The 22,390-nt window shown below is 72.2% G+C and carries 16 protein-coding genes and 1 pseudogene; 8 read left to right on the top strand and 9 right to left on the bottom strand.

The window, feature by feature from the left end; translation table 11 throughout:
* Positions 1-47: 47 nt before the first annotated feature.
* Entirely contained in the window at positions 48-974 is a 927-nt protein-coding gene (locus J7E91_RS23115; protein WP_214907879.1) for a sirohydrochlorin chelatase, read from the top strand.
* Between the two features lie 111 nt (positions 975-1,085).
* Here the strand turns inward: J7E91_RS23115 and J7E91_RS23110 are convergent, their stop codons facing one another.
* The gene (locus J7E91_RS23110) at positions 1,086-2,102 is read right to left on the bottom strand and encodes a lactonase family protein (protein ID WP_308376982.1); all 1,017 of its coding nucleotides are present in this window, start codon (positions 2,100-2,102) and stop codon (positions 1,086-1,088) included.
* 209 nt (positions 2,103-2,311) lie between these two features.
* Positions 2,312-3,820 (bottom strand): FUSC family protein, encoded by a 1,509-nt coding sequence (locus tag J7E91_RS23105; protein ID WP_214908167.1) that lies wholly within the window; start codon positions 3,818-3,820, stop codon positions 2,312-2,314.
* Between the two features lie 240 nt (positions 3,821-4,060).
* Between J7E91_RS23105 and J7E91_RS23100 the strand changes: the two genes are divergently transcribed.
* The 3 genes and pseudogenes from J7E91_RS23100 (at position 4,061) to J7E91_RS23090 (ending at position 6,128) form a co-directional block, all read left to right on the top strand.
* Entirely contained in the window at positions 4,061-4,543 is a 483-nt protein-coding gene (locus tag J7E91_RS23100; protein WP_214907875.1) for an Lrp/AsnC family transcriptional regulator, read from the top strand.
* A 25-nt stretch (positions 4,544-4,568) separates the two neighbouring features.
* Positions 4,569-5,273 (top strand): HAD family phosphatase, encoded by a 705-nt coding sequence (locus J7E91_RS23095; RefSeq protein WP_214907873.1) that lies wholly within the window; start codon positions 4,569-4,571, stop codon positions 5,271-5,273.
* Between the two features lie 52 nt (positions 5,274-5,325).
* Positions 5,326-6,128, top strand: a pseudogene (locus J7E91_RS23090) (D-alanyl-D-alanine carboxypeptidase family protein).
* A gap of 87 nt (positions 6,129-6,215) precedes the next feature.
* On the opposite strand, the gene J7E91_RS23085 reads toward J7E91_RS23090, so the two are convergent.
* Positions 6,216-7,400 (bottom strand): zinc-dependent alcohol dehydrogenase, encoded by a 1,185-nt coding sequence (locus J7E91_RS23085; protein WP_214907871.1) that lies wholly within the window; start codon positions 7,398-7,400, stop codon positions 6,216-6,218.
* 127 nt (positions 7,401-7,527) lie between these two features.
* Here J7E91_RS23085 and J7E91_RS23080 point away from each other — a divergent pair, with 127 nt between their 5' ends.
* On the top strand, positions 7,528-7,809 hold the full coding sequence (locus tag J7E91_RS23080; protein WP_374224767.1) for a WhiB family transcriptional regulator: 282 nt from the start codon (positions 7,528-7,530) through the stop codon (positions 7,807-7,809).
* A 52-nt stretch (positions 7,810-7,861) separates the two neighbouring features.
* Here J7E91_RS23080 and J7E91_RS23075 read toward each other — a convergent pair whose 3' ends face one another.
* Positions 7,862-10,471: an AMP-binding protein gene (locus J7E91_RS23075; protein WP_214907869.1), complete on the bottom strand. Its 2,610-nt coding sequence runs from the start codon at positions 10,469-10,471 to the stop codon at positions 7,862-7,864.
* A 270-nt stretch (positions 10,472-10,741) separates the two neighbouring features.
* On the opposite strand from J7E91_RS23075, the gene J7E91_RS23070 reads away from it, so the two are divergent.
* From J7E91_RS23070 to J7E91_RS23060, 3 genes are read left to right on the top strand one after another with little or no spacing between them, the layout of a single operon-like run.
* Complete coding sequence (locus J7E91_RS23070; protein ID WP_214907867.1) at positions 10,742-11,761, top strand: iron ABC transporter substrate-binding protein; 1,020 nt, start codon at positions 10,742-10,744, stop codon at positions 11,759-11,761.
* 5 nt (positions 11,762-11,766) lie between these two features.
* Positions 11,767-13,365, top strand: a complete 1,599-nt coding sequence (locus J7E91_RS23065; RefSeq protein ID WP_214907865.1) for an iron ABC transporter permease — start codon at positions 11,767-11,769, stop codon at positions 13,363-13,365.
* Positions 13,362-14,399 carry an ABC transporter ATP-binding protein gene (locus J7E91_RS23060; RefSeq protein ID WP_214907863.1) on the top strand — a complete coding sequence of 346 codons (1,038 nt, stop codon included), beginning with the start codon at positions 13,362-13,364 and terminating at the stop codon, positions 14,397-14,399. The genes J7E91_RS23065 and J7E91_RS23060 overlap by 4 nt, the downstream gene beginning before the upstream one ends.
* A 180-nt stretch (positions 14,400-14,579) precedes the next feature.
* Here J7E91_RS23060 and J7E91_RS23055 read toward each other — a convergent pair whose 3' ends face one another.
* From J7E91_RS23055 to J7E91_RS23035, 5 genes are read right to left on the bottom strand one after another with little or no spacing between them, the layout of a single operon-like run.
* Positions 14,580-14,801 (bottom strand): Trm112 family protein, encoded by a 222-nt coding sequence (locus J7E91_RS23055; protein ID WP_214907861.1) that lies wholly within the window; start codon positions 14,799-14,801, stop codon positions 14,580-14,582.
* The gene (locus J7E91_RS23050) at positions 14,798-15,703 is read right to left on the bottom strand and encodes a DMT family transporter (protein WP_308376941.1); all 906 of its coding nucleotides are present in this window, start codon (positions 15,701-15,703) and stop codon (positions 14,798-14,800) included. Before J7E91_RS23050 ends, J7E91_RS23055 begins: the two co-directional genes overlap by 4 nt.
* A 3-nt stretch (positions 15,704-15,706) precedes the next feature.
* Entirely contained in the window at positions 15,707-16,498 is a 792-nt protein-coding gene (locus J7E91_RS23045) for a bifunctional 2-polyprenyl-6-hydroxyphenol methylase/3-demethylubiquinol 3-O-methyltransferase UbiG (protein ID WP_214907859.1), read from the bottom strand.
* The gene (locus J7E91_RS23040) at positions 16,495-18,102 is read right to left on the bottom strand and encodes a condensation protein (protein ID WP_214907857.1); all 1,608 of its coding nucleotides are present in this window, start codon (positions 18,100-18,102) and stop codon (positions 16,495-16,497) included. The genes J7E91_RS23045 and J7E91_RS23040 overlap by 4 nt, the downstream gene beginning before the upstream one ends.
* Positions 18,099-22,376 (bottom strand): alpha-(1->3)-arabinofuranosyltransferase family protein, encoded by a 4,278-nt coding sequence (locus tag J7E91_RS23035; RefSeq protein ID WP_214907855.1) that lies wholly within the window; start codon positions 22,374-22,376, stop codon positions 18,099-18,101. The genes J7E91_RS23040 and J7E91_RS23035 overlap by 4 nt, the downstream gene beginning before the upstream one ends.
* Positions 22,377-22,390 lie beyond the last annotated feature (14 nt).

The following is a 22,390-nucleotide window of genomic DNA, read 5'->3' as shown; positions in this document are numbered from 1 at the left end:
CCCCTCCCCGAACAGCCAAGCAGACAAACGCAGTAGCATGCGGCGCCATGAGCTCCCCCACTGGGCCCGCATCCGGCCTGCCTGTACGAATGCCGCGACCACGCCAGTCCGGACGGCACCGCCGGCCGGAACCCGTGGTGGCTCCCGAGGGCGCGCCCGCGCTTGTCCTCGCCGTCCCCGGCACGCCGGGCAGCGCGTCGCGCAGCCTGGCGGAGGAAGTCGTCAGTATCGCCCGTTCCGAGCTGCCCGGGCTTGAGGCCAGGATCGGCTATCTCGACGGCGACAACGACGAGTACCCCGCGCTGGAGAACGTTCTCGCGCGCACCGCCGCCGACCGCACCGCCCGCTACGAGCAGGCGCTCGCCGCGGGCCGCGAGGTCGCCGAGCCGCAGGGCCCGGCCGCCGTCGTGGTGCCGCTGCTCGCCGGCCCCGAGAACGCTCTGATGCGCCGGATACGGCAGGCCGTCATGGACAGCCGTGCCGCCGTCGAGCTGACCGACGTCCTCGGCCCGCACCCGCTCCTCGCCGAGGCCCTGCACGTGCGCCTCTCCGAGGCCGGCCTGGCCCGCGCCGACCGGGCGAGACTGTTCACGGTCGCCACCGCGGCCGACGGCATCATCCTGGCCACCGTGGGCGGCGACGAGGCCGTGCAGGCCGCCGGCATCACCGGCATGCTGCTGGCCGCGCGTCTCGCCGTACCGGTAATCGCGGCCGCGCTCGACGAGGAGGGTTCGGTCGGCGCCGTCGCGGAGCAGCTGCGCGGCTCCGGCTCCACCCAGCTCGCGCTGGCGCCGTACGTGATCGGCCCCGAGGTGCCCGACAGCCTGCTGGACGCGGCCGTCAAGGAGGCGGACTGCGCGACCGCCGAGCCGCTGGGCGCCTACCCCGCGATCGGCAAGCTCGCCCTGTCGCACTACACGACAGCACTGGGCATCGCCCCGCACCAGCCGGCACAGGGCATGCCGGCCCACTGAGCGACGCCCTCCCACCGCACGCCGACCGCGGTACGGAGGGACCGGGCACGCACGAAGGCCGAGGGCCCGCACCGGGTGAAACCGACCGGTGCGGGCCCTCGGGCGCTCCTGTCAGCCGAAGACGACGCAGGACGCCGCCGGGGCCTGTATGGAGCCGGCTCGGCGCGGGACGCCCGTCTCCTGGTCGATGTCGAACCAGGTGACGTCCCCGGAGCGTTCGTTGGCGGCGTACAGCCTGCGCCCCGAGGGATCCAGGGTGAGGTCGCGCGGCCACTGCCCGCCGCACTCCACCGTCGTCACGAACCGCGCCTTCGCGCCGGACGCGTCGAGCGCGAGCACGGCGACGCTGTCGTGCCCGCGGTTGGCCGCCCAGAGGAAGCGCCCGTCGTGGGCGACGACAGCCTCGGAGGGGTACGTCGCCCCGTCGGCGCCCGGCTCCACCACAGGGGCCTCACCGAGCGGTACGAGCACTCCCGACTCGGCGTCCCAGCGGCAGACGGTGACGGTCGGCTCCAGCTCACCCAGGACGTACGCGTGACCGCCTGCGGGGTGAAAGGCCAGGTGGCGCGGTCCGGTGCCCGGCCGCAGCGCGGTCTCGGTGTGCACGCGCAGCGTCCCGGTGGCCGAAGCGAGTTCGCAGACCCGTACGGAGTCGGTGCCGAGGTCGACGCTGAGCACCCACCGTCCCGTGGGGTCGGGCAGCACCTGGTGGGTGTGCGGTCCCGCCTGGCGGTCCTGATCGGGGCCGTTGCCCCGGTGGTGCAGTACGCCGGTGGCCGCTTCCGGGGCGCCGTCCGCGCCGACCGGGAGCACCGTGACGCTCCCCGAGCCGTAGTTGGCGGTCACCAGGTGCCCGGCGGCCAGCGTGAGGTGGGTGGGCGCGGCGGCGCCCACGAGGACCGGCTCACCGACCGGGAGCGGGGCGCCGTCGCCGGTCACGTCGAAGGCCGCGACGGCACCGTCCTCGCCCTCGCTCACGGCGTACAGGATCTCTCCGCCGGGGGCGAGCGCGAGGAACGACGGGTCGGCGACGGCGTCGGTGGATCCGAACACGGTCAGGGCGCCTGTCTCCGGGTCCACGGCGGCGGCGGTGATCCCATGTCCCCCTGCCGAGGTGAACGACCCGATGAACGCCCGCCCGGACCGGCCGGAATGCCCGGACCGCCCGGTACGCCCAGCCCGCCCGGTACGCCCAGCCCGTTCGGCCTCGTTGCTGCTGCTCACCGTGGAGCCCCTTTCCGCCAGTTGACCGCGTACAGCCTCAAGAGCTGTGACAGCTTTGATCACATTCTGCCGGGGCGGCGGGCGGCTCGGTGGCGGCGGTTGCCGGCCCCGGCTCAGGCGCTCACCACGGGGGCGCGCGGTGAGGTGCGCAGGGGCGTGGCGAGGTCGGCGAGCGCCCTCTCCAGCTCGTGGAGATGACGCAGCGCGGCCTCGGCCCCCGGGTGGTGCCCGGACGCCGGTACGGGCGCGAGCGGCGGCTCCGCGCCCTCGGGCCTGGCCGACGGCGATACGAGCGCCTCCACCGCGGCCTCCACGCGCCAGCAGGCGGCCGCGAGGCGGGCGTCGTGGGAGGCGTCGGGGTCGGCGGCGACGGAGGCGAGGGCACGTACCAGCCGGGCGCAGTCGTCGAGCAGGGCGATGACCTGGCGGGCGCGGGCCTTGCGGGCGCGCAGCGGGCTGAGCGGGTGCACCAGCGGGGCGAGCGAGATCCGCACCCGGCCGAGGAGGAGTTCCAGTTCGGCGACGCGGTGCGCCGGGTCGGCCGTGTCGTCCCCGGCCAGCCGGCGGGCGGCGTCCGCCGTGCAGGCGCGCACGCAGTGCAGGGCGCGCTGGATCCAGGCGTCGGTCGTGCCGTGGGTGGTGACGGGCAGGACGAGGGCGACGGCGAGGGCCGCGCCGATCGCGCCGACGGCGGTCTCCTCGAAGCGCAGCAGGAGCAGTCCGGGGTGCAGGACGCCGAGGAGTCCGTACAGCAGACCGGCCATGACGGTCACGAAGAACATCATCCAGCTGTACGAGGGGGCGGCCGTGTAGAAGATCCCGAAGACGCAGACGGCGACGAGCGCGGCGGTCGGCACGGGGGCCCCGGCGACGGGTACGGCGATCAGCAGGCCGGCCCCGATGCCGGCGACCGTGCCGAGTACGCGACGGAAGCCGCGTACCAGGGTCTCGCCGCGCGCCGTGGTGTTGACGAAGATCCACCAGGCTGTGCCGACGGCCCAGTACCAGCGCTCCTGGGAGAGCAGCTGGCCCAGTGCGAGCGCGAACGCGCACGCCGCGGTGACCTGGAACGCCTGCCGGGTGGTGGGCCGTGCGAGGCCGCGCCCGGTCAGCGGCGGCGGGACGGCGGGCGGCGGGGTGCGCCGCTCGATGCACCACGCCCCGAAGCGCACGGCGGCCGACACGGCGACGGCGAGCGCGAGGGCGCCGTACAGCTCGGGCAGCTGGCCGGGGACGGCGTGCAGGAACTGGGTGGCGAAGAACTGCATGAACGCGAAGATGCCGAGCGCGTGCCCGCGCGGCCCCCACCGCCTGGCGTACGCGCCGCAGAAGACGACCAGCAGGAACGCCAGGTCGCGCAGGAGCGGTGCGCCGTGCAGCGCTGTCGCGAGGGCGAGCACGGGGAAGCCCGCGACCGGGAGCAGGGCGGTCGTGGCGGCCTGGCGGCGCACGGTCGCGTCCTGGACGGTGAAGAGCGCGAGAAGCGCGGCCAGGCCCGCGGTGATGGAGGCGGTCAGGGACAGCCCGGCCAGTTCGGCGGCCGCCACCGAAAGACCCACGCCGATGACGGCGCGCGTGGAGACGCGCAGGCGCAGGAGCCCCGGATCAGGAGCGGTAAACATCCTCTTCACGACGGTAGGTTCCGCCCCCCTTCGGCGTACGAAGCACCCGCTTCGGACTTCAGACATGGCGAAGGCGCCGTGGGTCCGGAAGTCGGCTTCGTTGCCGTCCGGCGCTGGCGGCGCCATCAATAAGTAAAAGGAAAGCATCAAGAGGCACAGTGGCTCAACTCGTCCCCATACGACTGGACCATTGGTACAGTCGGTGGTCCGACAGCAGGGCCAGAAGGAGACCAACGGATCATGGCAGTGGACGAGCTCGACACCCGCATCCTGCGGCTGCTCATCGAGCAGCCGCGCACGAGCGTGCGCGAGTACGCCCGCCTCCTCGGGATCGCGCGTGGAACGCTCCAGGCCCGCCTCGACCGGCTGGAGCGCGACGGTGTGATCACCGGTACGGGTCCCAGCCTCTCCCCCGCCGCCCTCGGCCACCCGGTGCTCGCCTTCGTGCACGTCGAGGTCACGCAGGGGCATCTGGACGAGGTGGGCGACGCCCTGGCGGCCGTACCGGAGATCATCGAGGCGTACTCCATCACGGGCGGCGGGGACCTGCTCACGCGGGTGGCCGCGCGTGACGCGGGGCATCTGGAGGACGTCATCCAGCGGCTGATCCAGATTCCCGGCGTCGTACGGACACGGACCGAGGTGGCGCTGCGCGAGCGCGTCCCGCACCGGCTGCTTCCGCTGGTCGAGTCGGTGGGCCGGGCGGCCGCGAAGCGGGACTGACCGGCCGGCTTGGCATGCTGGTGCCATGAGCCTCCCGCACCGCACCTCGGTCATCTTCGATCTCGACGGCACGCTCGTGGACAGCGAGCCGAACTACTACCGGGCGGGCAGGCAGCTGCTCGCCCGGTACGGCGTCACGGACTTCGGCTGGGAGGACCACACCCGCTTCATCGGCATCGGCACGCGCGAGACGCTGGCCTCCCTGCGGGAGCGGTACGGGATCACCGCGCCGCTCGACGAGATGCTCGCCGGCAAGAACCGGCTGTACCTGGAGCTGGCCGCCGCGTCCACCGAGATCTTCCCCGAGATGCGGAAGTTCGTGGAGCGGCTGCACTCCGAGGGGACCCCGATGGTCGTGGCCTCGGGCTCCTCGCGGGCCGCCATCGAGGCCGTGCTCGCCTGCACCGGTCTGGACACCCACATCACCGAGGTTGTCTCCGCCGAAGAGGTGCCGTACGGCAAGCCCGCGCCCGACGTCTTCCTGGAGGCCGCGCGCAGGATCGGCGTCGCGCCGGCCGACTGCGTGGTCCTGGAGGACGCCCCGGCCGGCGCTGCGGCGGCGCACGCCGCGGGCATGCGCTGCGTCGCCGTGCCGTACGTGCGCGGGACGCAGGACGATCCGGCGTTCGCCACGGCCGGGCTGCTCTTCCCCGGCGGCCAGGACGAGTTCACGGCGCAGGCCGCGTACGACTGGCTCTGCCGGCGGCCGGCTCCGTCAACTCCGTCCTGAACAAGTCACATCACCTTCACGCACACCTCACCGTTCCCCCGCTGCGAACCTGATGCGAGCATGCCGTTCGTCGACGGCGGCATTCGCGGTGATCACACCCATGTCCTCCGCACAGGCGGCCACCGGTCCTTCCGTCGGCGCGAAGGGCGCGTTCCTGCTCGACAGCAAGCCGAACAAGACGCTGTGGAGCAAGGCCGCCGACACCAAGCGGCAGATGGCCAGCACGACGAAGGTCATGACGGCCGTCGTGGTGCTGGAGACCCGTGGCGTGGACCTCAACAAGAAGATCACCGTCAAGCAGAGCTACCGCGACTACGTCGCCATCGAGGCTGCGACGCCGCGTTCGCCCTCGCCGACACGTTCGGCACGGGCACCACCGAGGCGGCCCGCACCAAGTCGTTCATCTCCAAGATGAACAAGAAGGCCTCGGACTTGGGGATGGCCAACACCAAGTACGACTCCTTCGACGGCATTTCACAGGCGGGGAACAACTACACCACGCCGCGCGACTCGGCCAAGCTGCCCGGCGCGCCCTCGGGAACTCGACCTTCGGGTCGGTCGTGAAGGCGACCAGCACCAAGCAGACGGCCACCAACGGCCGGGTGTACACCTGGTACAACACGAACAAGCTGCTCGGTTCGTACAGCGGCGCGATCGGTATCAAGACCGGTACCGGTTCCGTCGCGGGTCCCTGCCCTGGTGTTCGCCGCCAAGCGGGGCGACCGGACGGTCGCGGGCGTCGTTCTCAACAGCCCGGACCGTTACACGGACGCCAAGAAGATGCTCGACTGGGCGTTCAGGACACACACCACGATGAAGCTGCGCACGCTCCCGGCGGGAGCCGAGCAGGACTAGCCACACCGCAGTACGGGAGCCCCGGCCGGACGCTTTCCGGCCGGGGCGTTCTCGTCCCGCTCCAGAACACCGTTTCGCCCCGCGCGGCTAGGGCTTGAGCAGCGTCTTGATCATGCCGTCCTGCTTGGCCTGGAACATCTCGTACGCCCTCGGCGCGTCCGCGAGCGGCATGGAGTGGGTGGCGAAGCCCTCGACGCCCAGGGGGTCGCCGTCGGTGAGGAGCGGCAGGAGGTCGTCCACCCAGCGCTTGACGTTGGCCTGGCCCATCCGCAACTGGATCTGCTTGTCGAAGAGCGTCAGCATCGGCATCGGGTCCGCCATGCCGCCGTACACGCCGGACAGCGAGATCGTGCCGCCCCGGCGCACCACGTCGATCGCGGTGTACAGGGCGTGCAGGCGGTCCACTCCGGCGTGTTCCATCAGCCGCTGGCTCACCGCGTCGGGCAGCAGGCCGGTCACCCACTGCGCCGCCTTGGCGACGGGAGCCCCGTGTGCCTCCATGCCGACGGCGTCGATCACGGCGTCGGTGCCCCGGCCGTCGGTCAGGTCGCGGATGGCGTCGGGGAGGTCCTTGCCGTAACCGCGCAGGTCGAGCGCCTTGACGCCACGGGTGCCCGCGCGGCTCAGCCGCTCCGGCACCAGGTCGACGCCGACCACCAGGCTCGCGCCCCGGTGCAGTGCGACGCGGGCCGCCATCTCGCCGATGGGTCCGAGGCCGAGTACGGTCACGGTGCCGCCGGGCGGAATCGCGGCGTACTCGACGGCCTGCCAGGCGGTGGGCAGCACGTCGGAGAGGTAGACGAAGCGTTCGTCGGGCGGCCCTTCGGGCACTTTGACGGGCAGGCTGTCACCGAACGGCACGCGCAGGAACTCGGCCTGGCCGCCCGGGACTTGACCGTACAGCTTGGTGTATCCGAACAGCGCCGCGCCCATGCCGCGCTCCCGGACCTGGGTGGTCTCGCACTGCGAGTGCAGGCCCTGCTCGCACATGAAGCAGTGCTGGCAGGAGACATTGAAAGGGATCACGACCCGGTCGCCCGGCGCGAGCGTGGAGACGCCCGCGCCGACTTCCTCGACCACGCCCATCGGCTCGTGTCCGAGGATGTCTCCCGGATCCAGATAGGGCCCCAGGACCTCGTACAGATGCAGGTCGGAACCGCAGATGCCGGTCGAGGTGACGCGTACGATCACGTCGGTCGGCTCTTTCAGCTGCGGGTCGGGCACCGTCTCCACCCGTACGTCCCGCCTTCCGTGCCAGGTCAGTGCGCGCATCGCTCTCTCCTCCTCGCCGGCTCCTTACGCGGCTCCGGGTCCCCCCGGCGGGCGCCGCCATTCCTGAATGTCCGGATCGCGCACACACCGGGGTTTGCCCCCGGACGGGACGGGCACCCGGCGGCTCATGGACGGGCTCCCGATGGACCAGAGGTGGTTGCGCAGGGCCGCCTGCGCGGACGCCGACCCGGAGATCTTCTTCCCCGTGGGGGCCAAGGGGCCCGCGCTGGACGAGCAGGCCGCGGCCAAGGAGGTGTGCGGGCGCTGCCCCGTGACGCGGCAGTGCCTCACCTACGCGGTGCGTTCGGGACAGCGCACCGGGGTGTGGGGCGGCCTGAGTGAGGACGAGCGCTCGGCGCTGCACAGGGCCGGTGCGCGGTCCGGACGGAGGACGGGCGCTCAGGGCTGAGCCGGTACGGGCGGGTGCGCGCCCGGCGTGCTGCCAGACGTCCCCGCAGGGCTCACTCGGCCCGCACGCGCCGATACCGCGCGAAGGGTGACCGCCGGCCGCGGAGGGAGGGGCGCCACCTCATGGCGCGGGTCGCCAGGGCGGCGTACGCGATGCCGACGACGAGCGAGGCGAGCGTCGCGACCAGCGCGAACTGGTCCTCCAGGCGCGGGAAAACCTGCCAGTGCGTCACATAGATGTAGAGCGAACTGCCCGCGAGTACGCCGGCGACCCGGTTGACGGAGGTGAGACTCGGTATTCTCCGGACCCAGATCAGCAGTGTCAGGCCGGCCACGACGACCACCTCGCGGGCCGGCTCCCCGCTGAAGAAGCCCGGCACGGTCGCCAGGACCGCGGCGTTCACGAACAGCCGCTGTCCCACCGTGGTCGCCCGCGCGGCGGTCCAGCCCAGGGCGAAGAGCCAGAAGACCGTGACCACCAGCGGAACGTGTCCCCGGGCGTCGAGACCGAAGGGGTCGTAGCGGCCGATCAGCCCGAGGGCCATCAGGACAGCGGGGAGCGCGAACGGGAAACGCCGCTCGGCGCGGTCCAGTTGTGGGACGGCCAGCAGCGCGGCCATGGCGACCAGCATGTAGAGGAGGACCTCGATGAACCAGAAGCCGTCGTTGGGGCCGAGGAGGCTGGTGAGCAGCAGGACGTTGGTGAGGCGGTAGTCGTCGGTGACGAGCAGCATCAGCGCGAGCCAGGCCATGCTCGGCACGGCGATCCGCGCGACGCTGCGGCCGACGTTCCGTACGCGCTCGCGCCGGTCGGCCGAAGTGAGGTGGAAGCGGGCGAAGTTGTACCCCGCCACGCCAAGCAGTACGTGCGCTCCGCCCTTGATCCAGAAGAGATGAATGTGCGAGCCGACGATGAGGACGATGGCTACGGCGCGCAGGGCGACGCTGGTTTCCAGCGTGCGGCGGCGGGTGCCGCGTCGCTGTGGGGCGGGCCGGGCGGGCGGCTGCCGGAGGTCGCGGATGGGGAGCGTGTGCCAGTTGTCGGGCAGGTGCCCCAGGGCGTCTTCGAGGTTCAGTGACATCTCGACGTACGACAGGGAGTCGCCACCGAGGCCGACGAAGCTGCTGTCCTCGGTGACATCGTCCCGGTCGAGAATCCGCGCGTACAGCCGGCACAGGTCGACGGCGGGCGGTGACGCGGTTGTCGCCGCGTCGGCAGGGGCTTCGGGCTCTGGCCGGGTCAGCGCGCGTATCGCCGGGTAGTCGGGCTTCCCCGTGGCGAGCCTGGGGAGTTCGGGAAGGACACAGACGCGTACGGCGCGCGCCGGCAGACCGCATTCGGCGGTCACCAGCCGTCGCACCTCGACGGGATCGACGGGGTCGACGGGATCGACGGGGTCGACGGCGTTCGTAGCGCCGGCGACGGCCACGGCGAGCTCGTCGTCGTCACCGGTGCAGCAAGCGGTGACGCCGCGCTTGTCGAGCATCGCCTCCACTTGCTGGGGGTCGATCCGCAGACCGAGGATCTTCGCGAACCGGCTGCGCCGGCCGACCAGTTCGTACAGCCCGTCGGGGGTGCGCCGGGCGATGTCCCCGGTGTGCAGTTCGTCGACCGTACGGCCCAGCCCGAGGTCGTCCGGGCTTTCGGCGTAGCCGAGCATGACGTTGGGCCCCGCGTACACCAGCTCTCCGGTGGACTCGCCCGGCCACTCCGGCAGCGGCCGGAGACGGAAGGAACCGCCGGGGACCGGGATTCCGGCCGCCTCGGGGCGGGTTTGGGCGAGATGCGGCGGCAGGTAGGCCATGCGGGCCGTCGCCTCGGTCTGGCCGTACATGACGAACAGGTCCCAGCCGGCGGTGCGGCCCAGGGCGGCGTACCGCGCGACCCGGTCGGGCGCCAGCCGTCCGCCGGCCTGCGTGACGTACCGCAGGTGGGGCAGTTCCATCGCGGCGAAGCCGATCCGGTCGAGCAGGTCGAAGGTGTACGGGACGCCGGCGAACGTCGATCCGCGGGCACTGCGGAACAGCTCCCAGAAGCAGGTGTCGGTGACCGAGAGGCCGGTGAGGATCACCGCGGCGCCGCGCAGCAGGTGGCTGTGGATGACGGAGAGGCCGTAGCAGTAGTGCATCGGCAGGGTGGTCGCGGCGCGGTCGGTGTCCCGGATGTCCAGGTAATCGGCTATGGACTCGGCGTTGGCCTGAAGGTTCTCGTGCGAAAGCCGGACGAGTTTCGGCGACCCGGTGGAGCCGGAGGTGCTCAGCAGCAGCGCGAGGTCCGGGTGGAGGGTGTGCGCGGAGACGTGACGCCGCTCGTCGAACACCCACTGCCCGCCGTCCGGGTGCGCCACGACGTCCGGGTCGTACGCGTCGATCAGTGAGCGCACGGCCTCGGGGTGGTCGCCCGGCACGAGCAGGACGGGGTGTCCCGCCGCCAGGGCCGCGAGGTGCACGACGAGAGCGTCGACGGTGTTGGCGGCGACGAGCAGGACCAGGCGCCGGGCCGGGCCGAGGCGGCGGGCGGCGGCGTCCACCCGTACGGCGAGCTCGCGGTAGGACACCGGGCCGTCGGCGGTGATGACGGCCGTGCGGTCGCCGTGAGCGGCGAGGCCGCGGGCGAACGGAACGGTCTTGGCGCCTGGGAGCAGGCCGGAAGGGGCTTTCACGAGCGCATCTTAGGAAAGCCTTACCTGCTTGGGTAGTCACAGGAACATCACAGGTGATCCACTGCGCGTGCACAGATAAAGACGAGGTAAGGTCGGCTTCGCCGTCCGGCCGACACCGCCGAAACGTTACGTACGTCACTCTTGACGTTAGGTTAGCTTTACCTTATTCATAGGGCGTCCCCAGCTTCCTCCGCGGCCCCGCTACGCCGCTCGCTCCCTGACGACGCGACGCGACGCGCGGCGCAAGTGAGCTCTGCAGAAAGGCTTCGCATGCGACGCCCCCTGATCCGACGTCTGACCGCGCTGGGCGCGGCGGCGGCCCTCCTCGCCACCGTCGGCGGCTGCGGCAACCCCGAGGACGACGCCGGTCTCGTGATCTACTCCGGCCGCAACGAGAACCTGGTCAAGCCGCTCCTGGACGATCTCGAGAAGGCGATCGGGACCACGGTCGCCGTCCGCTACGGCGACAGCGCCGAGATGGCGGCGCAGATCCAGGAAGAGGGCGACAAGACCAAGGCCGGCCTGTTCTTCTCGCAGGACGCCGGGGCCCTCGGTGCCCTGTCCTCGAAGGGCCTGCTGAAGAAGCTTCCCCAGTCGTCGCTGGACCGGGTGGAACCGTCGTTCCGCGGCAGCGCGGGCGACTGGGTCGGCACCTCGGGGCGGGTCCGCGTCCTCGCGTACAACCCCGGCCAGGTCAAGAAGGTGCCGGACAGCGTGCACGAGCTGACCAAGCCCGAGTGGAAGGGCAAGATCGGTTACGTGCCGACCAACGCCTCTTTCCAGGCCTTCGTCACCGGTATGCGCGTCCTGGAGGGCGACGACGCCACTCGCGCCTGGCTCAAGGGCCTCAAGGCCAACGAGCCCAAGGTGTACGAGAACAACCTCAAGACGCTGGACGCGGTCAGCGAGGGCGAGGTCGCCCTCGGACTCGTCAACCACTACTACTGGTACGAGCAGGTCGCCGAGAAGGGCGAGGACAAGGTCGGCGCGAAGATCCACTTCCTGCCCGGCGGCGACCCCGGTTCGCTGGTCAACGCGGCCGGAGTCGGCATCCTCAAGGGCAGCGACCAGGCGCCGGCGGCACAGAAGGCCGTGGACTTCCTGCTGTCCAAGAAGGCACAGACGTACTTCGCGGACGAGACCAAGGAATACCCGCTGGCCGCCGGCGTCACCAGCAAGGTCAAGGACCTGCCGCCGCTGGACTCCCTCGACGCTCCCGAGATCGACCTCGGCAAGCTGGAATCGCTTCAGGAGACCCTGAAGATGCTCCAGGACGCCGGGATGGTCTGAGCGACATGACTGCCCCGGATCCCGTCGCACCGGCGGGACCGGACGCTCTCCCGCCCCGCCCGTCCGGACCTCACGCGCCGGCCGGGCGGCTGCGCGCCGAGCGCCGCCCGCCTGCCGTCCTCGTCGTTCCCGCCGTCGTGGCGGCGGTGTTCGCGCTGCTGCCGCTCGGCTACCTCGCGGTCCGCTCCCTGGAGCGCGGGCCCGCCTTCGCCTGGCAGGTCGTCGCGAACGAGCGCACTGCGCAGCTGCTCGGCCGGAGCCTGGGGCTCGCCGCTGTCGTCGTCACCGCCTGCCTCGTGCTGGGCATTTCGCTGGCCTGGCTGACCGTACGGACCGCTCTGCCCGCCGCCAGGGCCTGGTCCGTACTGGTGACTCTGCCGCTGGCGGTGCCCAGCTATGTGGCGGCGTTCGCGTGGCTGTCCGCCTTCCCGGGCCTCGCGGGCTTCACCGGGTCGGCCCTCGCGCTGACCCTGGTGAGCTTCCCGTACGTCTACCTGCCCGTCACGGCCTCGCTGCGCGGCGCGGATCCGGCGCAGGAGGAGGTCTCACGCTCGCTCGGAAACGGGCCACTGCGGACCTTCCTGCGCGTGACGCTGCCTCAGGTGCGGCCCGCGGCGGCCGGCGGGGCGGTACTGGTCGCGCTGTACGTGCTGTCCGACTTCGGCGCCGTGTCCCTGATGCGGTACGACACCTTCACCCGCGGTATCTACACCTCGTACCGGGCCAGCTTCGACCGCACACCCGCCGCGGCGCTCAGCGTCGTCCTGGTGGTGATGACCGTCGCGCTGGTCGCGGCCGAGGCACGTACGCGCGGTCGCGCCGGCCACGCGAGAACGGGCACCGGAACAGCACGCCCGGCCGTCACCGTTCCCCTCGGCCCGTGGCGCGTACCCGCGCTCGCCTGGTGCGCGACGGTCACGGCCGTCGCCGTCCTCACGCCGCTGGCGACGCTCGGGTACTGGCTCGCCGTCGGCAACTCCGCGACCTGGGACCCGGCCCGGCTGCTCGACACCGCCGGCACGACCCTCGGCGTCGCCGCGGCGGGCGCCGCGCTCACCACCCTGCTCGCCCTGCCCGTGGGGGTCGTCGCCGCCCGTCACCGCGGACGGACCGCGCAACTGCTGGAGCAGTCCGCGTACGCGGGCCACGCCCTGCCGGGCATCACGGTCGCCCTGTCGCTCGTCTTCTTCGCGGTCCGTTACGCCGAACCGCTCTACCAGGCGTACCCGTTGCTGGTCTGCGCGTACGCCGTGCTCTTCCTGCCGGTCGCGGTCGCCGCCACGCGGGCCGCCGTACTGCAGTCCCCGCCGGTACTGGAGGACGTCGCCCGCTCGCTCGGCCGCAGTCCTCTGCGCGTGCTGCGCGAGATCACCGTGCCGCTGGCCGCGCCGGGGGTCGCCGCGGGGGCAGCGCTGACCTTCGTCGTCTGCATGAAGGAACTGCCGGCGACCCTGCTCCTGCGCCCCACCGGCATGGACACCCTGGCCACCCGCCTGTGGACGGAGACGGGAACCGGGTCGTTCGCGGCCGCCGCGCCGTACGCGGCGGCGCTGATCCTGCTCGCCGCCATCCCCTCCTACCTCCTTGGGAGGCACCGCACATGAACGATCTGCGGATCACCGGAGTGTCCAAGGCCTACGGCCCGGGCTCGACGGTCCTCGACGGACTCGACCTGCACGTCCCCAGCGGCGCTCTGGCCGCCGTACTCGGCCCGTCCGGCTGCGGCAAGACCACCCTGCTGCGCGTCATCGCCGGTTTCCTGCGGGCGGACGCGGGCTCTGTCACGGTCGGCGGCCGCACCCTGACCGCACCGGGGGTCCACCTCCGTCCGGAGAGCCGCCGGGTCGGCATCGTGCCCCAGGAGGGCGCGCTCTTCCCGCACTTGAGCGTCGCCCGCAACGTGGCCTTCGGCCTGACCGGCCTGGACCGCGCCGAACGCCGCGGCCGTACCGAGCACATGCTCGAACTGGTCGGCCTGGCCGGATACGGCGACCGCATGCCGCACGAACTGTCCGGCGGCCAGCAGCAACGCGTCGCCCTGGCCCGCGCCCTGGCACCGGAGCCGGCCCTGGTCCTGCTGGACGAGCCGTTCAACGCCCTCGACAATGCCCTGCGCGCGGGAGTCCGGGCGGACGTCCGGGCCGCCCTGCGCGCGACCGGCGCGACCGGCGTCCTGGTCACCCACGACCAGCAGGAAGCCCTCTCGACGGCCGACCTCGTCGCGGTCGTACGGGACGGCCGGGTCGCCCAGTGCGCCACACCCCAGGAGGTGTACCGCCGCCCGGCCGACACGTGGGTGGCCCGCTTCGTCGGCGACGCCGTACTGCTCCCCGGCACGGCAGAAGACGCCACCGCCGCGACCGCGCTGGGCCGCCTCCCGCTCACCGCACCCACCGAGGTCCGGCGCGAAGGCACTGTCCTGCTGCGCCCCGAGCAACTGCGACTCACCGAAGGCACAGCCGCGACGGCCCGGGGCACCGTGACCGATGTGGCCTTCTACGGTCACGACGCCATGGTCACCGTCTCGGTCGACGGCCTGGGCGACCCGGTCGGCATCCGCGTCACCGGCCCCGTATCCGTACGACCGGGCGAACGCACCGGCATCCACGTCACGGGCGACGCGACGCTCATCGGGTGAAGGCGACGAGCACGTCCACGTCAACGGCTCGTCGTAAAGGGTTGTCCTTGTTGGTGTCCGTCAAACTCCGTCAGGGCAACGCCGCACTACCCCGGACTGGGCACTCCACATGGTTCGTCGTCGGGAGGGCATGGAGATGGCGGGATCCCCGTAAAGAAGCAGGTCAAGGCGCAGCGACGGTCACGAACTGCCAGAGTCGGGCAGTCCGGCGGGCAGTGCGTCGTGTTCCTGCTCGACGGCGGGCTCGCCGGAGGAGGGGAGCAGTTGCGGGATGCCGTCGACGATCGGATAGCGGCGGCGCAGGCGCGGATTGTAGAGAGCGCCCCTGATCTCGTCGAGGATCAGCGGACCCTTGTCGAGCGGGCAGGCGAGGATCTTCAGCAGCGGGTTGTCAGGCTTCATGGCCGGGTTCCTTCGGAGGTGGGGATGTCCGCGTCGTGTCGCGGCATGGTGAGCAGGACCGTCAGGGCCAACGCGGTGCCGCCGAGGCGGAGTAGCAGCCGCAACGGGTCCTCGGGCAGTGGCTCGTCGAAAGCGATCGTGCCGCTGACGATGGTGAACACGCAGGTCACCGTCGAGCACACCGGGACGATCAGTGACGCCCGGCAGCGCTGCAGGGCGGTCTGCGACAGCACCAGTCCGCTGACCCCGGTGAACAGCAGAAGGTACGGGTAGGGGGAAGCGAGCAGGGCCGACACGGAGCCTTGGAGGTCCGAGGTGCCCAGGTGCCCGGAGATGCCCTTGATGGCGAGCGAGCTGACTCCGTACAGCAGACCGATCGCCACCGCGTAGGCCACTCCGGTGGTCGGCTGCCGGTGACGCCGGCGGGCGCGCCGTTCCGCGGCGGCGTACAGCAGCAGTCCTGCCGCGAGTGTCGGCACGCACAGTGCCAGCAGGATGCCCGCGGGCGCGCTGCGGCTGACCTCCTCGCTGCTCTCGTACAGCGAGGACACGACCATGACCAGCGCCAGCCCGATGACGGCCACCGCGCGCCGCTCACGGCCGGAGACGCGCTCACCGAGCACCACCGACGAGAGCACCAGCAGGAGGACCAGCCCGGACAGGAACAGACCCTGGGCGGCGGCGATCGGCAGTGTGCGGTAGACGGCCAGTTGGGCGGCGAACCCCAGGGCGAGCGCCATGGCCCCGCAGATCCACAAGGGCCTGCCCGCCAGCAGGAGCAGGGCCCGGCCCGGCTGTGCGGCGCTCAGCGGTGGCATGCCGGCCAGCGCCCGCTTCTCCAGGACGAAGCCGGTGCTGTACAGGACGTTTGCCACCAGTGCGGCGGCCACTCCCCACACCACGGGCTACACCTTCCTCGCGTGAACCAGGAGGATGGAGGCGAGGGACGGCAGTCGGCAGGCCAAGCGGTCCAGCGGGCGGAGCGGGCGCGGCACTCCGTGGAACGGCGCACCGGCGACCGTCACCACCTCGAACCCGGACGCCGCCACGAACTCGCGCAGCGCGCGCGCCGTGTACAGCCGCAGATGGCCCACCACCTGGCTGCCCGGCCTGCCGTGGATGCGGCGCAGACTCACCTCGGAGAACACTGGTTGGACTCCGGCGAGGAGCAGTCCGCGGTTGTACCAGGCGGCGAGGTTCGGCGTGGAGAGCATCAGATGCCCCCCGGGTCGCAGCACCCGGTGCAGTTCGTCGAGGGCGCTGTCGGGGTCGACGAGGTGCTCAACGACCTCGCTGAACAGCACGGCGTCGGCGCTGCCGGAGGCGAACGGCAGCCCACCGCCGGTCAGCTCGCCGCGGACGACCTGGCTCAGGCGCGGCGCCGCCCGGCGCAGCGCGTCCTGCGACCAGTCGACTCCCACGATGCGGTGCCCGTTCAGTACGCGCGCGGCGATCGCGGCCGCCGAGCCGTCACCGCAGCCCACGTCGAGCACGGTCGCCGCCGGGCTGCCGGGCACGGCGGGCCCGAGCGCATCGGCCAGCATCCGGGCCTGGCGCAGACTACGGGCCTCGCCGGAGGCGACGGGCACAGTGGGGTCCTCGTAGAAGTCCCGCAGCCCGGGGACGGGCCGGGTCGGCGAAGGTACCGGTGCCTCGGGCGATTTCCCGGCGGCGGAGCCGTTGGGTGAGGGGGTCATGATGGCCTCCCATGGCTCTCGCGGGCTCCACCCGGTGTCGGGGCCGGACGCGGTGCGTCCCGGTCGTACGGCACGCCGGGTCGGCATGCCTTGTCCCGGGCTCCGGGCGCCTCGGCGTCCGGAGCGGTGGCGTCCGCCTCTGTCGGCCTCCGGCCCGAACCCCAAGCGTTCGACCGGGCCAGGGTGACCTGTGACATCGTCGAAAGCGACTGCTCGAACAAGCCCGCCAGGTCCGCGCCCGCCGCGTCACCGAGCAGCGCCCGCGACCAGCGCAGCGTCACATGCAGTCGCCCGCCGGTGGAAGTCGCCGCCACGCTCAGCCCGCGCGGCATCCGCGCCGGTGCGGAGAACCACACGGCGTTCGCCCGGCCGGCGTCGCCGAAGTCCAGCGGGTACGGAACGCGTCCGACATTGGTGACCAGCACCGTCGACGTCCAGGGCGCCGCCGCCCGCCGCGCGCCACGGATGAGCGTGCCCCGGATCCCGACCGGCAGAAGCGGCGCGGTCAACAGTCTCGTCCCGGGCCCCAGCGGCGCACCGTGGGCCGACTTGAGCGCGCGGGTGCGCCGAGCGGTGGTGCGCAGCAACCGGGTCACGGCCGCCAGGTCCGGCCGCTCACCGAGCAGCAGGTCCGTGTCGCGCGGGTCCTCGGAGGTCATGGCCACCTCGACGAGCCGGGTTCCGTTCCCCATCGGCATCTCTCTGCCGCGCGGACGGTCATCGACGGGCATGGTGATCCGCACCGGACCGGCCGGCCGGCCCTGCGAGACGTTCCAGCGGCCCACCATCAGTGACGCGGCGACCAGCAGTTGGTCGTTGACGGTCCACGGCGGGAGCCCGCCGATCCGGCCCACACGCGGCGGAACGGGCAGTTCCGCCTGCAGCATGCCGTTGCCCACGGCGCGGGCGCGCACCGGCTCGGGGCGGGAGTCCGGCGCGACCCGCACGGGCCGCGCGCACGCCGCGCGGCCCGTGTCGCCGGTCACGGCCGGGGCCGGGGCCGGCCCCGAAGGGTCCGGCCGAACCGGCCCGGGGACCGGGAGAGCGGCCGAGCCGCCGTACTGTTCCGCGGTCGTGGCGAGCACCCGCAGCCCGGACCCTGCGTCGAGGGCCGTGTGATGCATCGTCAGCAGCAGCACGGTCCGGGTCGCCCCCGGCACGCCCGTCTCCGGCGGCTCACCGGCGGCCGTTCCCCCGTCCATCTCGATGACTTCCAGGCGCATCGGCGGCGACAGGGCCAGGGACGGGCATTCCGTCAGAGCCCGCGCGCGGGCGCGGCCCAACGCGTCGGGTCCCGGCCGCGCGAAGCTCACCGGGTCGCTGTCCGGTTCGCCAGTCAGCTCCCACACGAAGGACCGCCGGTGCCGGCGGCCGGGCACTTCCCGCATCAACACCCGGGGGTGCGTCAGCAGCGCCCGCCGGAACGCGGTCCGCAACCGTGCCGGGTCCAGCCGTCCGGGCAGATGGACCTCGACGTGTACGGTCTCCGGCTCGTCGTCACTGAGGCAGTGCCGCGACACCTCATCGATGATCGGAAAGGGAAGCCGGACCCCGCCGGGAGGGGTTGCGGCCTTCCACCCGGCGGCGGTCCGCGACGAGGTCATGACGGGCCACCGCCTGCCGGATGCCGAGGGGGCGGCTCGGGCCAGTCCCCGGCGCCCGTGCTTGCCTGCTGGGCCGTGACCATCGGTCCGGCTTCCGGCGCGTCGGCACCGCCATCGTCTTCCCGACCGGCGGCCGCGGACGCCGGGCTCACCGCCGTCACCAAGGCGGCGGACAGGGCCACCAGTGCCAGTACCTGGGCGAAGGCGCTGAACGCGCCTTGCCCGGCGGAGACCGGTTCCCCGGCGCCGACGGCCGCGGCGATGCCCGCGCCGGCCATTGCCACCGCCGCAGTCGGCGCCAGGACGGCCGGCCGGAACCGGGCCGCCACGGCGAGTACGGGCACCACCAGGGCCAGCGGACCCGCCGCCACCGCGACGACGGCGGTCAGCGCCAGCGTCCCGAGCAGCATCCCGGGGGCCGCCGGTTCGGGCAGTTCCTCGTCAGTTCCACCGGCGTTGCGCCTGCGGCCCACGAAGGCCAGTGCGGCCAGCGCGACGAGCGCGATCGGACCGCCGATCAAGGCTGCCCGGTACGGCCCAGAGGGCTCGAACTCCATGTTCATCGTGCCGGACGCCCCGGCCGGGACCAGCCAGGCCTGCTGCCAGCCGTCGAGCCGCACCGACTCCAGCTCCGTGCCGTCCAGGGTGGCCTTCCAGCCGTCGTTGGCGTTCTCGTAGGTCTGCAGGTACGTGGCCTCGCCGGAGCCGGCCGACAGCGAGACGGTCCGGCTGTCGTCGGTCCACTTGGTGACGGTGGCCTCGCGACCCGACGCTCCCGCCATCTCCTGCGGAGTGCCCCGGGTCAGCGTGACGTCGGTGATCGCCAGCGGGCCCGCGTCACCCGCCTCTACCTCGTGATCGCCGGGCGGAAGGTCCAGGGTGCCGTCCTTTTCCTCTCCCGCGCAGAGTGCGACAGTGACGGGACGCCGCTCGGTGAGGTCCCGGACGAATCCGGAGGCCTTCGTCTTGTGCAGGACACCGCCGACGGCAAGGACCGGGCCCTCACCGCACGGCAGCGAGAAGCGCGCGGACGGCTTGGGAGGCGGCACCCGCAGATCGGCCAGTGCGGGAAGGTGGACCTCACTGAGCCCGACCGGCAGCTGCAACTGCGCGTCCGCCACGGGATTGTGGACGGTGAGCGGGGCGACCCTGCTGATGGTGATGTCGAGCCGGTTCGTCTCGATCTCCGGGAAGCGGACCCGCCCGTTCTCGTCCACGTCAGCCGTCGCGGCGCCGTGCGGCGAGCTGATCATCACCTGCTCGGCCCGGGTGGACACCCCGCCCGCCGGCGCGAGGATGATCTCGTCGATCTTCTCCTTCTTGGGCCAGCTCAAGTGGACGACCGGCCGGTCGCCCGCGATCCAGGCGGTGGTCAGATCACCGTCGACAAGGTTGCGGGCGCTGAGTGACATGCCGTTGCGGCTGGTGGAGTCCACGGAGGCCGTCACCCGGTTCTTCGATCCGGGAGCCGAACGGTCGAGCAGTTTGTCCAACGGGCCGCCGGGCACGGCGACAGCTCGCGCCGACACCTTGTACTCGCCCGTTTCCTGGGCGCTGAACTGCCGGTGCATTCCCACCTCGGCCGATACGGGCGACAAGCCGCCCGCGTCGGTGCCGCGGTGCAGGGAGTACACGGTCGCCGCCGCGTCGGTGCGCTCCGCGTCGGCGGGCAGCGCCAGCATGCGCGTCACCTGCACATCCGGGATCGACACCTCGGAGAAGCCGGCCCCGGACAGGCCCGGCCGCGCCTGCTGCGCGGCAAGGACGGTGATCTTCATCCAGGAGGCCTCGCCGACCGGCGCCCTGACGGTCTGCGGCTGGCCGTTCGTCTGCAGCGGGCTTTCGGCCGAACCGCGGTCGGTCTCGATCCGCACCCGCGTGGGCGCGGCGCGCATGCTGTCGCCCGGGAGGGGCGTCAGCTGGATGGAGGCCGGGATGTCGGTCGGCCCGGAGAAGTCCACCTTGAGCCACTGACCGGCCGGCTCGCCCGGGCTGCCCTCGGCCCACGCGGTGTCCGGGTTGCCGTCGAAGGCGTTCACTGGGTCGTACTGCGGCAGATGGAACAGCCAGTTGCCACTGCTGGAGGCCGTCACGGATTCAGCGCCGCGCAGCACCGCCGTCGTCTGATGACCGATGCCCTCCGACGGCAGGATCTGCTTGGGCTTCTCGCCCGGGTTCTGCAGGCTGCCGGAGTGATTGCGCTCGTCCGCGGTGTACGTGTACGAGGTGTTGTTGTTGACCAGTCCGAACCGGGTGTCGGCTCGGCGCAGCCCGTCCGCGACGGCCTTCACCGGTGCGGTGACGCCCTTGGGGAGACTGTCTCCGGCCAGTACGGCCGGCCGGTCGGCCATCGAGGGATCGGCCGACAGCTGGAGCAGCGCCTCGGGTCCGCCACTGACCACGGCCGTGTCCGCCGCTGCCGACACACCGACCCTGTCGGGACGCCTGTCGCGGTCCTTGGGCTGATAGATCTCCACGGACTGGAGCCGCGGGTACAGCCCCTGCACCTGCAGCGGGGTGTCGGCGGCGATGCGCCCGCCGGTCACGAGCGGGCCGAACCCGGCGACCTTGCTGTAGCCGGACGATTCCAAGGTCCGCTTCACCGTCTGCGGCGGGACATAACCGATCTGGTCGGGGTCAAGGTCGTTACGGACGACCACCTCGTGCATGCCGGCCCGTGCCAGGTACGTCTGAAGGCCCGGAACCTCGGTGCCGGACAGCAGCGCCTGCTCGACGGCGTCCGTCATACGGCGTGAGCCGGGCGTACCGAAGGGGACGAAGTCACGCTGTGCCCAGGGCGTTTCGGCCAGCACGTCGAACGGCTGGTCGATGGGGGAACCCCAGGTGTAGATGCCGTGCGCCGTCGCCGGTACGACCAGGGCCCGGCTGTTCGGGGCGTTGTCCTTGAGCCAGCCGGCGGCCTTCTCCCAGTGGGTGGGCAGTTTGGTGAAGGCGCCGGGCTGCAGGATCGAGCCGTTGAGGTACGGCAGGGCCAGGCCGGGCAGTACCAGCACCGCCACCACCGCGGGCGCCCAGCGGCGACCGGGAAGTGCGCGAGGAGTTCTGCTCACGGAGAGCACAGCCGTCAGGTGGGCCAGTCCGAGGGCAAGCGCGAGGGCCAGTCCCGGCTGGAACTTGTAGATGTTGCGGAACGGCTTCAGCGACCCGTTCAACCAGTCCTGCACGACGCCGTGGAACGGACCGCCGAAGGCACCGCCGTACCCGGCGAGCGCGATCAGGACGACGGACAGGACGGTCAGCAGCAGCCAGCGGCGCTCCGGCAGGTCCCGGCGGGCCAGGCCGGCCAGCCCCAGGGCCGCGGCGAACGCCGAACCGAGGATGGTGATGACGGAAGTCGCGACGGTCCAGCCGGCCGGCAGCCATGCCTCACCGAAGTTGAGATAGGCCACCCAGTTGCCGGCGCCGCGCAGCAGTTCGGTCGCGGACATGGTGGCGGTGGTGGTGTCGGCCTGCTCGACGTACGGCATGAAGTTCTCGCCGTGGATGCCGAGGAGGAGCAGCGGCACCACCCACCACACGGTGGCCAGCGCGACGCCCGGTATCCACCAGCCCAGCAGCGCGCGCCGGCGCCGGCCGGCCGGGCGGCTGAGCAGGTACAGACCCACGGGCAGCAGCGAGGCCAGGGTCGAGGCGGCGTTCACGCCACCCATGAAGGGGATCAGCATGGCCGAACGTGTGGCGGCCATACGGGGGCTCAGCGCCGCGGAGGTCAGCGGCAGCAGTACCCAGGGCAGCAGCGCACCGGGCAGTGCGGCGGCGGAGGTCGAGCCGATGACGATCGTGAAGGTGGGCCACAGCGCGTACACCATCGCACCGAGCAGCCGGGTCGCGGACGTACCCACGCGCAGCCGTTCGGCGAGCCTGAGCGCACCCCAGAAGGCGGCGGTCACAATGATCGACAGCCACAGCCGCTCGGCCAGCCACACCGGCACCTGCAGCAGGTCCATGAACGCGTAGTAAGGGAGCGCCGGGAAGGCGTAGCCGATGTACTGGTTGGCTATGCCGCCGAGGCCCATGTTGCCGTTCCACAGCGAACCGAGGTCGCCGAGGAAGCGCCCGGGGTCGAGGGCGACGCCGAGCTTGGTCTCGAACGTCATCTTCCCCGGTGACACCGCGAGGAAGGACACCAGCACGACGGCCCAGAAGCCGAACAGCAGGCGTCGTCCGCGCGGCGCCCCGGACGCCTCGGACGCCTCGGACGGCGTCGGGCCGGGCTGCGGCGCCCGGGTGGACGCCTGGACCGTAGTGGTCATGACCGTTCCTCGCT

Source organism: Streptomyces sp. ISL-99, from assembly GCF_018614005.1.
GTDB classification, from domain to species: Bacteria; Actinomycetota; Actinomycetes; order Streptomycetales; family Streptomycetaceae; genus Streptomyces; species Streptomyces flavidovirens.
The sequence above is the reverse complement of the archived record's forward strand: the minus strand, read 5'-3'. Positions and strand labels throughout refer to the sequence as shown.

What these genes read in the sequence shown, in the direction of transcription:
- J7E91_RS23065 (WP_214907865.1), top strand. Translation starts at nt 11,767, where the DNA reads ATGACTGCCCCGGATCCCGTCGCACCGGCGGGACCGGACGCTCTCCCG.
- J7E91_RS23085 (WP_214907871.1), bottom strand. Translation starts at nt 7,400, where the DNA reads ATGCGCGCACTGACCTGGCACGGAAGGCGGGACGTACGGGTGGAGACG.
- J7E91_RS23095 (WP_214907873.1), top strand. Translation starts at nt 4,569, where the DNA reads ATGAGCCTCCCGCACCGCACCTCGGTCATCTTCGATCTCGACGGCACG.
- J7E91_RS23045 (WP_214907859.1), bottom strand. Translation starts at nt 16,498, where the DNA reads ATGACCCCCTCACCCAACGGCTCCGCCGCCGGGAAATCGCCCGAGGCA.
- J7E91_RS23060 (WP_214907863.1), top strand. Translation starts at nt 13,362, where the DNA reads ATGAACGATCTGCGGATCACCGGAGTGTCCAAGGCCTACGGCCCGGGC.
- J7E91_RS23035 (WP_214907855.1), bottom strand. Translation starts at nt 22,376, where the DNA reads ATGACCACTACGGTCCAGGCGTCCACCCGGGCGCCGCAGCCCGGCCCG.
- J7E91_RS23040 (WP_214907857.1), bottom strand. Translation starts at nt 18,102, where the DNA reads ATGACCTCGTCGCGGACCGCCGCCGGGTGGAAGGCCGCAACCCCTCCC.
- J7E91_RS23115 (WP_214907879.1), top strand. Translation starts at nt 48, where the DNA reads ATGAGCTCCCCCACTGGGCCCGCATCCGGCCTGCCTGTACGAATGCCG.
- J7E91_RS23055 (WP_214907861.1), bottom strand. Translation starts at nt 14,801, where the DNA reads ATGAAGCCTGACAACCCGCTGCTGAAGATCCTCGCCTGCCCGCTCGAC.
- J7E91_RS23080 (WP_374224767.1), top strand. Translation starts at nt 7,528, where the DNA reads ATGGACGGGCTCCCGATGGACCAGAGGTGGTTGCGCAGGGCCGCCTGC.
- J7E91_RS23070 (WP_214907867.1), top strand. Translation starts at nt 10,742, where the DNA reads ATGCGACGCCCCCTGATCCGACGTCTGACCGCGCTGGGCGCGGCGGCG.
- J7E91_RS23100 (WP_214907875.1), top strand. Translation starts at nt 4,061, where the DNA reads ATGGCAGTGGACGAGCTCGACACCCGCATCCTGCGGCTGCTCATCGAG.
- J7E91_RS23105 (WP_214908167.1), bottom strand. Translation starts at nt 3,820, where the DNA reads ATGTTTACCGCTCCTGATCCGGGGCTCCTGCGCCTGCGCGTCTCCACG.